Source organism: Clostridium bornimense, from assembly GCF_018917145.1.
Lineage (GTDB): Bacteria > Bacillota > Clostridia > Clostridiales > Clostridiaceae > Clostridium_AN > Clostridium_AN bornimense_A.
Map to the genome: position 1 here is coordinate 1 of NZ_JAHLOD010000065.1, position 14,090 is coordinate 14,090.

The 14,090-nt window shown below is 29.7% G+C and carries 12 protein-coding genes and 1 pseudogene; 6 read left to right on the plus strand and 7 right to left on the minus strand.

What is annotated here, in order from left to right; all coding sequences use genetic code 11:
• Positions 1–179 precede the first annotated feature (179 nt).
• The 5 genes and pseudogenes from KQI30_RS15180 to KQI30_RS15200 all read right to left on the minus strand — a co-directional run bounded on the left by KQI30_RS15180 (position 180) and on the right by KQI30_RS15200 (position 2,914).
• The gene (locus tag KQI30_RS15180) at positions 180–551 is read right to left on the minus strand and encodes an MATE family efflux transporter (RefSeq protein ID WP_216464192.1); all 372 of its coding nucleotides are present in this window, start codon (positions 549–551) and stop codon (positions 180–182) included.
• Positions 552–556: 5 nt separating this feature from the next.
• The gene (locus tag KQI30_RS15185) at positions 557–829 is read right to left on the minus strand and encodes a PqqD family protein (protein WP_216464193.1); all 273 of its coding nucleotides are present in this window, start codon (positions 827–829) and stop codon (positions 557–559) included.
• 15 nt (positions 830–844) lie between these two features.
• Entirely contained in the window at positions 845–1,486 is a 642-nt protein-coding gene (locus tag KQI30_RS15190; protein ID WP_216464194.1) for an SPASM domain-containing protein, read from the minus strand.
• Positions 1,487–1,498: 12 nt separating this feature from the next.
• Positions 1,499–1,953 (minus strand): annotated as a pseudogene (locus KQI30_RS15195) (radical SAM protein); the annotation flags it as partial.
• A 343-nt stretch (positions 1,954–2,296) separates the two neighbouring features.
• Positions 2,297–2,914: a recombinase family protein gene (locus KQI30_RS15200; protein WP_216464196.1), complete on the minus strand. Its 618-nt coding sequence runs from the start codon at positions 2,912–2,914 to the stop codon at positions 2,297–2,299.
• Between the two features lie 494 nt (positions 2,915–3,408).
• Between KQI30_RS15200 and KQI30_RS15205 the strand changes: the two genes are divergently transcribed.
• The 5 genes from KQI30_RS15205 (at position 3,409) to KQI30_RS15225 (ending at position 12,068) form a co-directional block, all read left to right on the plus strand.
• Positions 3,409–5,985 carry a type I restriction-modification system subunit M gene (locus KQI30_RS15205; RefSeq protein WP_216464197.1) on the plus strand — a complete coding sequence of 859 codons (2,577 nt, stop codon included), beginning with the start codon at positions 3,409–3,411 and terminating at the stop codon, positions 5,983–5,985.
• Positions 5,985–7,223, plus strand: coding sequence for a restriction endonuclease subunit S (locus KQI30_RS15210; RefSeq protein ID WP_216464198.1), 1,239 nt, complete (start codon positions 5,985–5,987; stop codon positions 7,221–7,223). Before KQI30_RS15205 ends, KQI30_RS15210 begins: the two co-directional genes overlap by 1 nt.
• Positions 7,224–7,238: 15 nt before the next feature.
• On the plus strand, positions 7,239–10,325 hold the full coding sequence (locus tag KQI30_RS15215) for a type I restriction endonuclease subunit R, EcoR124 family (RefSeq protein ID WP_216464199.1): 3,087 nt from the start codon (positions 7,239–7,241) through the stop codon (positions 10,323–10,325).
• A gap of 305 nt (positions 10,326–10,630) precedes the next feature.
• On the plus strand, positions 10,631–11,590 hold the full coding sequence (locus tag KQI30_RS15220; RefSeq protein WP_216464200.1) for a tyrosine-type recombinase/integrase: 960 nt from the start codon (positions 10,631–10,633) through the stop codon (positions 11,588–11,590).
• A 217-nt stretch (positions 11,591–11,807) separates the two neighbouring features.
• A complete protein-coding gene (locus tag KQI30_RS15225; protein ID WP_216464201.1) occupies positions 11,808–12,068 on the plus strand; it encodes a hypothetical protein in 261 nt (86 codons plus the stop codon).
• 47 nt (positions 12,069–12,115) lie between these two features.
• Here KQI30_RS15225 and KQI30_RS15230 read toward each other — a convergent pair whose 3' ends face one another.
• Positions 12,116–12,439, minus strand: a complete 324-nt coding sequence (locus tag KQI30_RS15230) for a hypothetical protein (protein WP_216464202.1) — start codon at positions 12,437–12,439, stop codon at positions 12,116–12,118.
• Between the two features lie 11 nt (positions 12,440–12,450).
• Positions 12,451–13,029, minus strand: a complete 579-nt coding sequence (locus KQI30_RS15235) for a sigma-70 family RNA polymerase sigma factor (RefSeq protein WP_216464203.1) — start codon at positions 13,027–13,029, stop codon at positions 12,451–12,453.
• Positions 13,030–13,149: 120 nt separating this feature from the next.
• Between KQI30_RS15235 and KQI30_RS15240 the strand changes: the two genes are divergently transcribed.
• Positions 13,150–13,932 carry a glucosaminidase domain-containing protein gene (locus KQI30_RS15240; RefSeq protein ID WP_216464204.1) on the plus strand — a complete coding sequence of 261 codons (783 nt, stop codon included), beginning with the start codon at positions 13,150–13,152 and terminating at the stop codon, positions 13,930–13,932.
• Positions 13,933–14,090 lie beyond the last annotated feature (158 nt).

A 14,090-nucleotide genomic window follows, 5' to 3' on the forward strand; every position in this document is an offset into this window, starting at 1 on the left:
ATTTTCTTCACAATAATCTTTTACAGTTAAATTTTCATCACTAGCATAATAACGATTTATATATTCTCTCCATTCATCATTACTTAATTTTTTATACATACCTAACCTCCTGATAAAATATCATTTTCTTAATTTTATCAATTGGAGATTTTAGTATCTAGGTACTTAATTTTTGACGCTTACGATAAAGTATAGAAATGTATTAAAAACTTTTTTCCAAAACATAAAGTAACTATTTCAATCAATACTCCTAATAGTAGTGAAAATGTAATAGCTGTTCCAAATAATCTTTTTTGTTTTTCGATGTTTTTTCCGCCTATACTTTTTGCAAACAATATATTAAAGGCACCACTAATCATTCCTAAAGCACCTGTTATGCCATATATAAGTGAAGCTACAATTCCTACAGCAGCAAATCCTTCAACAGATGTATGTCCAATTATAGCTTGATCTATAACTGTAAAAAGTAATTCTAATAAGTATGTACTAAAAATAGGAATAGCTATCAAATTAATTTCTTTTAATTGATTTTTATATTTAAATTTTTTCATTAAAATCACCTTTTCTCATTAATTAGTTCTAAATCTACTAATTGCTTTATAAACTCATTAATATCGTTTTTTAATATTTTACTTTCTATATCATATTCGACTTTTAATTCATGATATATACTCTCTAAAGATTTATTTTCATTAAGACCAAGTAAAATTTCTACACCTATCTCATTTACATTGAACATCCCTCTTTCATCAATATACATAACTCCTTGTCTTTCTTCATCAATTCTCAATATAACTGGTACCTTAAAATTATTCATCTTTACTTTCATATTAAAACCTCCTACTTAACTATTACTTAATGGACATCTCATATCCGAACCATTTAATTTTTTAGTTCTTGCATATGCACATGCTCTACATCCAGACTTACATGAATGTAATAAATTACAGTTACTGCAAGGCCCTTCTACAGAACAAAGTTTATTTCGTCTCATTTCGTTAAATATATGAGAATTATTCCATATATCAACAAGACTCTCTCTTTTTGTATTACCTGCTATTAATTCATGCATTGAAACCATAAGACTACATCCAAATACATTTCCATATCCATCTATACATAAACTATCCTTGCCAGCAGTACATCCAAATTCATCATCTTCTAATGTAGTATCAAATTTTTCTGATTTCCATTCAGTTATATATTTTTCCATACCTAAATGTTTTAATGGTAAATAAATTTCCCATGGACATAAGCTTTCTCCAGTTGAAACTATATCTAAACTAACTGGCATCTTACCTTCTACTTTCATTAATGTTAATTCTTTTATAACTTCACACAACTCATCAAATGATAAATATGTATTATCATAATTATCATCAGCATTTCCTACACTAGCAAGCAACATAATAGCTACATTATAAATTTCTAATGATTTTAGATATTCTAGAGTTTCTATAATATAGTCTTTATTTATTTTTGACAAAGTAATAATTCCATCAATAGCTACCCCATATTTTTTTAAATACTTAATAGCATTATTAACTTTCTTAAAAGTTCCCTTTACACCTCTACTTCTATCATGAACTTCTGCATTAGGTCCATCGATACTTATGCATATCTTATCTACATTTGTTTTACTAATTTCTTTTGCTTTTTTTCATCAATTAATGTTCCATTTGTATTTATATAATAATTGAAATCATGCTTATCAGCTAAGTGCATAATTTCAATGATATCATCTCTACAAAATGGCTCTCCACCTTCTAGACTTATTTTTAAAACTTCTAATTCATCTAATTGATTAAATATATTATCTATTTCATCTAATGTCAGTACTTTAATTTTGGATAATTTGTTTTTTGTTGCTGCAGCTGAACAAAAAGAGCATTCTAAATTGCAAAAAGGTGTAATTAAAAAATCTGCATATAACGGTAACCTACATTTTTTCATAACATTCCTCCTACTAAAAAAAAATTATATTAAAGAATAACTTCTTTAATATAATTTTTTTGAATCATTTTTTATGCTATTACTTGATGACATTTTCCCCAACATGCAATAAATTTGATAATTGGTTTGTCATATTTCTTTGTTCTTTTCATACTAATTCCCTCCTAGTATTTAATAACCCACAATTAAATTTTTTGTTTTTTTTTGTATATTTATATTATAATTACTTTTTTTATTTTTTCAAGATATTTTTGTATTAAATGTAAATATATGTGTTATCTTTTTGAAAACCTCTTTTCTTGATTTATTCTTATTTTAAGTATCTTGAAATAATACTTAAAGACTATTTTGTATATTTGTAAAAAGTAGTCTTCTTCAATCCCGTAAGCTCCATAGCCTTAACTGCTGTTATTTCACCAGCTTTCCATCTCCCTACAACTTCATCAAAGTTTTCTGGAAGTTTTATTCTAGGTCTACCATATCTATCCCATTCCCCTCGTGCTTTCATTGCTTCAATTCCTTCCCTTTGTCTTTTTTCTTTCTTTTCTACTTCTGCTTGTGCCATTGTTGCATAAAGTTCAATAAGCATATTATTTATAGTTTCCATAATCATTTCTGCCATAGAGTTATTTAATTTAGACAAATCTTGTAGTGTTGTAGGAAGTTCCAGGATCATAACTCTAATTTCTTTTTCTTTAAAGAACTGTAGCTCTTTTAGTGTATCTTTTTTATTTCTTCCTAGTCTATCTAATTCAGTAATGATTAAAGTATCACCTTTTCTTAAAATGTCATCTCTTAATACTGTGTATCTTGGCCTATTAAAATTTTTACCAGTATTCTGATCTGTATAGATTTTTTCTAAATCTATATTGTGAGAATTACAAAAATCTGTTATTTCCTTAATTCCCCTGTCTAAATGTTGCTCTGTTGTACTTGTTCTGTGATATCCATAAGTTGCCATTGTTAAAATACCTCATAATTTCATTTTTGATACTAATATTGTAGCAAAAATGGACATAAATATAAAGACTTTTATACGAACGTTCGTAAAGTATATATGTATACAATAATGTGCTAAATTTCGATATATTTTTGCTAGTTCATAAAAGTATACATTTTAAAACAAAAATTTAGTTTACATGGAATATATTCATTACAATAAAAAACATGTATAATTATGTATATAAGTTAAAATATATAATTATGTCTAAAAACTTCTTATAATACTAATTTATGAGGAATCATAAAAGTTTAAAGTACCTAGTATTGAACTAGATATTCAAAAGATGTTGTAATAAAACTTAAGATTCTACAATGGAATATTAAGTAAGAATAAAGAAAGCAACCTTGATATATGAAAAATAAAAAATGATTAAGTGATATGTTGAATTTAACATTTAGAATTTAGTAGGGACGATAAAAGTTAATATTTATCTAATAACTGGAGGGGGAATAATGATTACATCAGAAGAAATAAAAAGAAGATTATGGGATGGAGCAAATGAATTAAGAGGCTCCATGGATGCAAGCCGTTATAAGGACTATATGCTTGGTTTAATGTTCTATAAATTTCTAAGTGATAAAACACTGGAAACTTTTAAAATAACTGCTGTGGTAGGTCAATTAGCAGAAAATAAATTAGTAGAAGAGTATACTAATGCAAAGGCTAAATTGGGAGAAGAAGTTGAAGAAATGATTCAACGAGTTTTAGGATATTATGTTGCACCTGAATATCTTTATCAAACTTGGATTAATGATATTAACTCAGGTAATTTTGAAGTTCAAAAAGTTACAGATAGTCTTAATAGTTTTGAAAGAACAATATCTATATCAGGTGTTGCAAGTGATTTTAAGGGATTATTCTCTAGTTCTACGCTTGATTTGACAGATACAGCATTAGGCAGCAATTTAAATGAAAGAAGCAAAAATATTAAAGCATTGATACTACTATTTGCTGATCTTAACATGGTAGCGCTACAAAAAGGTGATGTTCTTGGAGATGCTTATGAATATCTAATTGGGCAATTTGCCATGGAATCAGGAAAAAAGGCTGGTGAATTCTATACACCACATCAAGTTAGTGAAGTTATGGCTCAGATAGTTGCAAAATCATCAAAAATTCAATCAATATATGATCCAACAGTTGGATCTGGTTCATTGCTTTTAACTGTAAAAAAGCACTTAGATAAAGATCTTCAAAGGGATTTAACATACTATGGCCAAGAAAAAAATACGGCAACTTATAATTTAACACGTATGAATCTTCTTCTTCATGGAGTGCGTCCTGAAAAGATGGTAATAAAAAATGGGGATACTCTTGCAAGTGATTGGCCAGAAGATCCTGAAAATCCTAATGAGGCAGTTCAATTTGATGCCGTTGTTATGAACCCACCTTACTCAGCGAAAAATTGGAATAAATCTGGATTAAAGGTAAGTGATCCACGTTTTCAGTTAGCAGGTGCATTACCACCAGATTCAAAAGGAGATTTTGCATTTTTACTTCATGGATTATATCATTTAGGAACTAATGGTACTATGGCCATTGTATTACCTCATGGAGTTTTATTTAGAGGATCTTCTGAAGGGGAAATCCGTAAAAGGTTACTTGATAAAAATTACATCGATACAATTATTGGTTTACCTAGCAATCTCTTTACTAACACAGGAATACCAGTTGTAATTATAGTATTGAAAAAAAATCGTAACCTTAATGATCCAGTACTTATAATTGATGCATCAAATAACTTTATTAAAGTAGGTAAACAAAATGTACTTCAGGAAAAAGATATTGCTAAAATTGTAGATGTTTATATGGAGAAGTCTGTGATACCAGGATATAGCCATCTAGCTACACGTAAAGATATAATAGCCAATGAATATAATATGAATATTCCTCGTTATGTTGAAGCTATTGATACCGAAATTCCACATGATGTAGATGCTCATTTATTGGGTGGAATCCCACAAAGAAATATTGATGATTTAAAAGTGTTGCAATCTCTTGTTCCAGATGTTTTGAAGAGTTATATGAAGACAATTCGTCCTGGATATGTAGATCTTATAAAACCAGTATGTGAAATAACAAGTGAAATTCTAACTGATATTAGAATTACTAGTATCTCTGAGGAACTTAGGACAAAAACAAAGGATTATATAAATAAATATTGGGATGTTTTGAGAAATGTTGATGATTCAACTAATCTTGTGAATCTTATGGAAGAAATGCTTGTTTGCATAAAGAAAATCTTATCAGACTATAAGTATATTGATGTATATGATGGATATCAAATTATTGCAGAAATATGGAGAGAATCATTAACACACGATACGGAGCTTATTGCCAATGAGGGATTCTATAAGATTGCTCGTACCCGTGAACCTAACATGATAACAAAAGGCTCAGGAAAAAATAAAAGAGAAGAACAAGATGGTTGGGTTGGAACTATTATTCCTAATGATTTGATTGCCAATGAGCTTTATCATAAAGAATTAGAATTAATTGAAATGAAAAAAGGTTCCATTCAAGAAATAGAGACAGAATTAGCTGATTTGGTAGAAGCTGCAAAAGCTGAAGATACTGAAGAAAATAATGCTTTATATAATGCTTTAAAAAAGAATGAAGATGATGAACCTGGTGATTCTTTTGACAATAAGTTATTAAAGGCAGAATTGAAGAAAGCGCATAAGGATTCTAATGAATATAAGCTTTTAAAAAAGGTTGAAACATTAATAAGCAAAAAATCTTCTCTTGCTAAAGCAATTAAATCTGAAGAAAAAGATCTTAAGGATGCAGTAGCAGAACGTATTTTAGTATTAACAGATGAGGAAATAGATAAGTTAATGTATAAAAAATGGTTTGGAAGTACTGCTGATAAAATGGTATCTTTAGTAGAAATTCCATTGAAAGCAGAATTAAATATTCTACAAATGTTACAGGATCGTTACGCAGATACACTATCAGATATAGATACAGAAATAAATAGCTTGATGGATGAATTTCAAGCACTTAACAATGAATTGGTGGTGAAATAATGAGCGTAAATGAGAAAAAGGTTCCTAAAAGACGATTTAAAGAGTTTCAAAATGCTGATGCTTGGGAACAGCGTAAGTTAACTGAGGAAGTTGAATTATATAGTGGATTAACTTATTCGCCAAATGATGTAGTCAAAGAAGGAGGCACGTTGGTTCTTCGATCTTCAAATGTAAAGAATGGTGAAGTAGTAGATGCTGATAATGTGTATGTTAATTCAGAAGTTGTTAATTCAAACAATGTAAATAAAGGAGATATTATTATTGTTGTTAGAAATGGATCTCGTTCTTTGATTGGAAAACACGGTCAAATCAAAAGTGAGATGAAAAATACTGTTATTGGGGCATTTATGACAGGTATGCGTTCTACAAATTCTGACTTCACAAATGCACTATTAAGTACATCATCCTTTTATAAAGAGATAGAGGAGAATCTTGGTGCAACTATTAATCAAATTACAAATGGCATGTTCCAAAATATGCACTTTATGTTTCCAAGTGGTGCAGAACAAACTAAAATAGGTGAATATTTCACCAAACTTGACAATCTTATCACCCTTCATCAGCGTAAGTTAGATAAGCTGAAAGCATTAAAAAAGGCATATCTTACAGATATGTTTCCTGCTGAAGGCGAGAGTAAACCCAAACTAAGATTTGCAGGATTTACTGATGATTGGGAACAGCGCAAGCTCGGAGAAGTGGCTTCATATAGGCGTGGTTCTTTTCCTCAGCCATATGGAAAAAGCGAATGGTATGATGGCGAAGATGCAAAACCATTCGTTCAAGTTGCTGATGTAACAGACGCAATGAATTTAGTAGATGACACAAAACAAAAAATCAGCAAATTAGCACAGCCGATGAGCGTGTTTGCTGAAGAGAATTCTGTTCTGGTTACATTACAAGGAAGTATCGGACGTGTTGCAATCACGCAATATGGAGCTTTTATAGATAGAACTGTCTTGATTTTTGAGAAATACAAAACAGAAATAGATACCCTGTTTTGGTCTTATGTTATTAAGCAAAAATTTATCGAAGAAGCTCGAAAAGCTCCGGGCGGAACAATAAAAACCATTACTAAAGAGGCACTATCGGACTTTGATTTACTACTGCCTACTTATGAGGAACAGCAGAAAATTGGAGTTTATTTCAAGCAGCTCGATAACCTTATCACCCTTCATCAGCGTAAACTTGAAAAACTTCAAAATATAAAGAAAGCATACTTAAATGAAATGTTTGTATAAAAGGGGGGAGAATTTATGAGTAATGCACCTAAAAATGCTTCTGAAAAAGCTTTTCAGGAGAACTTTGTAAAAGAATTAGAGAAATATAAATGGAAATCTCCAGATTTCCTAAATGGGAATAAGCAAAAGGTAACTGTATCTGATTTAATTAATCATTGGCGAAGTGAGCTTAATCGCATAAATGCAGATCAACTTGAAGGGGTAGAGTTAACTGATAATGAGTTTAAACAGGTAATGGCTAAGGTAAATCAAATTAACAATAGTTATGAAGCTGCTAAAATTTTATCTATTGAAGAATCTAAAGGAAAGATTGATGGTATTTATCGTGATGATAACCCTAACATAACAAGAAAGCAGATTACCCTAACTATATTTAAAAAAGCAGAAGTTAGAGGTGGTGACTCAAGTTACCGTATTGCAAGAGAAGTAGTAACTCCTAATAATAATAGATTTGATATTGTTTTATTAATTAATGGATTACCATTGATAAACATTGAGCAAAAACGTACTGATAAGTCTTTAGATGAAGCATATGGTCAGTTTATTAGGTACTATAGGGATGGTGAATATTGCAATAACTTTATGGCATTTTCACAGATGATGGTTATAACTACGGAAATAGAAACACGTTATTTTGCAACCCCTAAATCTGTTAATGATTTTAATCCTGCTTTTTCTTTTCATTGGTCAGATAATAAGAATAAGCCCATAAATGATTGGAGAAAAGTTATAGAATATTTTTTAATGATTCCTATGGCACATCAGATGGTTGGAGATTATTTAGTAATTGATGAGGCAAAAGAAGAGGAAAATAGAAAACATATGTTAATGCGTCCTTATCAGGTCTATGCATTACAAGCAGTAGAAGGTGCTGCTTTTGGATGGGACAATGAAGAAAAAATACCACACGGAGGATTCGTTTGGCATACTACTGGTTCTGGGAAAACAATTACTAGTTTTAAGACGGCGTTATTTTTATCAACACGTGCGGGATTTGATAAGGTAGTTTTTTTAGTTGATCGACGAGAATTAGATAGAACAACTAGCGATAAATTTAAAGCTTATGCAGCTTATGAACCTATATCTGTTGATGATACCAAACATACCTATGAACTAAAGAAACAGCTTAAATTGAAGAAATCAGGAATTATAGTTACAACAACATTTAAGCTTAATGTGCTTGTAAAAGAATTAGAAGAATCACAAGACTATACATTAGCTGATAAAAAAATTGTTTTTATTGTAGATGAAGCTCACCGTACAACAATGGGACAAATGATGGGTAGTATAAAAAATTATTTTAGAAAAAATGGTCTTTTCTATGGTTTTACAGGAACACCTTTATTTGATGAAAATAATATCAAGGGAAAAATAAATGAGAAGAGTGAGGTTATTAATACTACAGAAAAGTTATTTGGACCTAAACTTCATCAATATACTATTGACGAGGCAATTTCAGATGGAAATGTATTAGGGTTTTATGTTGATTATATTAATACAGGCGAATTTAAAAGTTATGATGACTTAAGAGAACAATTAATAGAAAAGATAAAATTAGAGACTCCTGAACTTAGTGATAGAGATATTCAACGTATGGTACAAGAATGGTCTGAGACTGAGGTTGAAAGGCAAGCCAGCAAAAGATCTATTTTAACTTATCAAGATGAAACTCATATTCCAAGAGTTGTTGAAGAAATATTAAACAACTGGGAAACACAATCCCAAGGAAGAGAATTTAATGCTATTTTAACTGTTGCACTGAAAAAAAGGGTAATAGCATTTTATAATGAATTTAAGAACCAATTAAATGAGCGTAAAGAAACACTAAATATAGCTATGACATTTAGTTTTGGTAACGAAAATGATCCAGATAATATTTCTCCAGAAGTTATTGAGGGAATGTTTAAGGACTACTCTGAATTCACAGGTATTGAATTTATAGCAGGAGACAAAAAACATGGTGAAAACTCATATTTTGAAGATGTAGTGGAACGTGCAACTCGTGGTGGTAGCGGACGTAATAAAAAGAATATAGATCTTATAATTGTAGCAGATCAATTGCTTACAGGATATGATTCTAAAAGATTGAATACATTATATGTTGATCGTCCTTTAGAATTACAAGGTTTAATTCAAGCATACTCTAGAACAAATCGTGTATTTGGAAAGAATAAAGAGTTTGGAACAATTGTAAACTTCCAATATCCAAGGATGACAAAAGAAACCGTAGAAACTGCATTGAAGTTATATGGCAGTGGAGGGACAAGTAGCAAAGCAATCGTTGATACCTATATTGTAGCAGTTGAAAAATTTAAAATAAATGTTATAGAAATGGTTCAATCACTGGGTGATCCATCTGACTGGCAACTATTACAAAACGATAACGAAGATAAAGAAAGATTTGTTGATGCTTTTAAAAATGCAGCAATGCAATTAAACTTAGTAGAACAATACTATGAATATAAATGGGATAACGACACATTTGGTATAGATGAACACACTTGGTTTAAATATGTAGGTGCATATAAAAATCTAACAAGAAAAGAAGGTCCAGTAGATCCTGGGGAATATATTGTGAAACCACTGGTTGGTAAAACAAAATTAGCAGGAACACAAGTGATTGATGCAGCTCATATCCTTGATTTAATTGGTTCTAAAGTAAGTACGGTTGGTGATGTTCAAACAGTCGATGGAGAAACTCTTCGTATAATCTATGAACAAATTCAAGAACTGAGTAATATGGGTGAAGATAATAAAGCACGCCTGCTAAAGGAGTTTGTAGATATTATGTTAGTACCTGGAAAGTTATCTTCTGCCATAAACTTTGATAAAGCTTTTGACATTTGGAAAGAAGATAAACTAAAAATTGAGATTAATATCTTAGCTGACAGATGGGGAATTGATAGAGATTGGCTTTTTAAGTCTATAAGTGCCTTTTCTGTAGTACAAGCTACTGTAATACCTTATATAGATGAATTAATAAATAATGTGGATTATGATAAAGCAACAGATAAATCATCAGGTAGCAAATTAAAACATATGATGACATTGACACGTGAATTACCAAAGCTCATGTCTGAAATAAAACAAAAGTACGCATAGTATATCTAGGGCTATTGGATAAAATTTATTTGAATTTAAGAGAAAAAAGCACTATTTTGGGTTGGATGGGTGCTTTTTTTCTTTGCCATTAAATTCTATGTGCACTCCAAGAAATTTAATTTTAATAATCATTTTAGAAATAAAAAGATTATGTTCTAGTATTAATTTATGATTTAGTGTACTATAATTAATTCATATAATTTTATCTACATTTTTTAAAACTTACGTCACGTAAGATTTTATTTTAATATTATAATCCAAATTATAACTTTTATATAAAATATAGTATGCAAGAAGGTGAACCAATGAAAGAAACTATAAAACTTCCTTCTATTTTAGAAGAGTTCCTACATTACTTATTATCAGTACAAGGAAGATCATCTGGAACTGTTAATGGGTATTGTAGTGATTTAATTTTATTTTTAAGATATATGAAAAAAGGAAAGATATCATCGTTAAGTAATGTAGCTATGGAATATATTACTATAGCTGATATTGATAAGGAATTTATAAGTAGTATTACTATAGAAGAGATTCATAACTTTATTAAATATCTAGATATTACAAAAGGTAATAAGAATACTACAAGGTCTAGGAAGATAACATCTATAAGAGTATTTTATAAGTATCTATTTAACATAGGAACAATAGATACAAATATCACAGAAGATTTAAAAACACCTAAGAAAACTAAAACCATGCCTGTTTATTTAAGTGAATATGAAGCTAGCAATTTACTTAACATCATTGATTATTCCCATACTGTAAATAGAGAAAGAGACTACTGTATATATACATTGCTCCTTAATTTAGGACTTAGAATATCAGAACTTCTTAATATTAAGTTTAAAGATATTCATAATGATTCTATAAAGATACTAGGTAAAGGAAATAAAGAGAGAATAGTTTTCCTTAATAAAGTATCTAAGGCTTCAATAGATCAGTATCTTGAAGTTAGAAATAAAAAGTGGAGTAGTAATCTAGATGATTACTTATTTATAAGTACTAGGGGAACACAGTTAAGTGCAAGAACAGTTCAACTAAGTATTAAAAAATACTGTAGTATGGCCAATATTAATGGTGATTGTACTCCACATAAATTACGTCATACCATGGCTACATTATTATTAAAAAACGGCACTGATGTAAGAACGCTACAAAGAATATTAGATCATGAAAGTCTAAATACAGTGTCTATTTATACTCATATTAATGATGAAGATGTAAGGAGAGCTATTGATGGGAATCCTTTGAATAGGAGATAGTCACCTTAAAAGCTTATATTTATAACATAAAGTAAATACTACTTAACGTTTTTTCATAAACTCTTTGTATTAATCAGAACTCAGGGTAGTAGTTCTTAAAAATTGCTATCCTTTTTTAATTATTTTATTTAAAATCGATATTTGCATGCGAACTAATATTCGTGTATTATGTAAGTAAAACCATTGTAATATTAATATAATAAGGGGAGTTAATATAATGAAAGCAATAGCTAAAACGGTAGAAATGGTAGCTTGGTTTGATAATAAGGGAAAGATTAATCCAGTTAAATTTAAAGTTGAAGAAGATGATGATTCTAAAGTTATTAAAATTAATAAGATTTTAAGACGAGACTTTGAGAGACTAGCCGATAACCCCATGTGGAAGTTTACCTGTAGTAGCATTATTGATGGCATAGAAAGTAGTTATAATTTAAAATATGATTTAATGACATGTAGGTGGTTATTATTTTTACAGTGAGACTAAAAAAGGTTATTGCAGAGTTAAATCTTCAATAACCTTTTTTATTATTCTTCATCATCATTATTATCTTCTCTATAATTATTAAATATAATTGCTTCTAACTTAGCATTAATCTTTCTACTAAGTTCCACCTGTTTATAACTATTATCTATTAGTCTTCCGAATCCTGTCATTAATAAATAAACAAGAATACCTATTATAAATGTTATTACTGCAAGAATTAATGATAACAGTGTAATTCTATACTCAGTATTAAACACGTATATATCTCCAAGTCTCGAAAACAGTACTACTACGCTACAGATTGATATTAATATACTTAAAATTTTCCCTACAACATCTAAAAGCTTTCCGATTTCACTTTCCATAAAAACTCCTTTCATATCTCTACCTGAAACTTATCCCTAAGCTCAATAAGGATCTTATTCTTCCTTCTTAAAACCTTTTGGTATGATATCTTATGTTTTTCTGCATACTTTCTTACAGATACTTTATTAAAGTAAATTTCTTTAATAAGTTCTTTATCTTCACATGATAAGGTGCTTAAAGCTTTCTTTAGTTCTTTATTATTAGCTTTTATGAAATATGTATCTTCTAAAGTAGCTTCATCTTGGATGTTATCTAGGATAGACATAGTTTCTTCTTCATCTATGGTATTGTTTAAAGAAAGGTTATTATGCTTTACGTTGGACCTTATTGTATAGTTAATAGCATTCTTAATTGCTCTATATGCATAAGAACAAAATGTATTTGAGTTTACATTATACTTATTTATGGCAACTATAAGGGCAGAATAACCTACTTGTATTAAATCATTAGTATCAAAACCATTTATGTTAACGTTTTTTACAGCATTAAAAATAAATGGCTCAAAGTGCTTCACAAGTTCCATTGTTGATAGCTTATTTCCGTTCTTAGAATCTCCAACTAAGTTTTCAATTTCTTTATAAGATAGCATATTATCACCTCATAATTGTTATTAGTAATAAATATGCAAAATGTATGTTTTATTATTGGTAAATAAAGGATTTGATGTATATATTATAACTGAAATTTTAGATTTTGAGGAGGAGTTTTTATGGAAAAGCAAAGTTTTATTAATCTAGTTAAAGATGGAGCTATTGATGGTCATAGAAATCATGGAATATTGGCATCAGTAACGATAGCTCAGGCTATCCTTGAAAGTGGATGGGGAAGTTCTACTTTATCAGTAAAAGCCAAGAACCTATTTGGTATAAAGGCCTTTGATGACTGGGCTGGTGCCTATACTACAATGGATACTACAGAATACTACAACGGTATGAGGCAAACTGTATCAGCTAGATTTAGAGCATATAATAGCTTTAATGATTCAATAAAAGATCATACTAAATTATTACTTACAGAAAGGTATAAAGCTGTTAGAGAAGCAACTAATTATAAGGATGCTTGTTATGCATTAAAGAATTGTGGTTATGCTACTGATCCTAATTATCCGCAGCTGCTTATTACTCTTATAGAGCAAAATAACTTAACTCGATATGATTCAAATACCAGTGGACCTATATCACAACCTTGTAATGGAGATACATACATAGTGAAATCAGGAGATACATTAAGTGACATAGCTGCAGCCTACAGCACCACATATCAGCATTTAGCACAAATCAACGGTATATCAAATCCTAACTTAATCTATCCAGGTCAAGTTATCAAAATCAATGGATCTTCAACTAATACTACAACATATACTGTTAAATCTGGTGATACTTTAAGTGGTATCGCTGCTATGTATGGCACCACATATCAACATTTAGCTAATATTAATGGAATCAGTAATCCTAATCTCATATATGTAGGTCAGGTAATTAAAATAGCATAAGTTAATATAAATGGGCTGTATCAAGATAAAATGATACGCTATCGAGTAGGAGCTAAATAATTATTTTATTTAGCGTCCTCTCACACCACCGTGCGTACCGTTCGGTACACGGCGGTTCATTAGAAATAAGTTTATTATTTGACTTGGTATACTTTAGT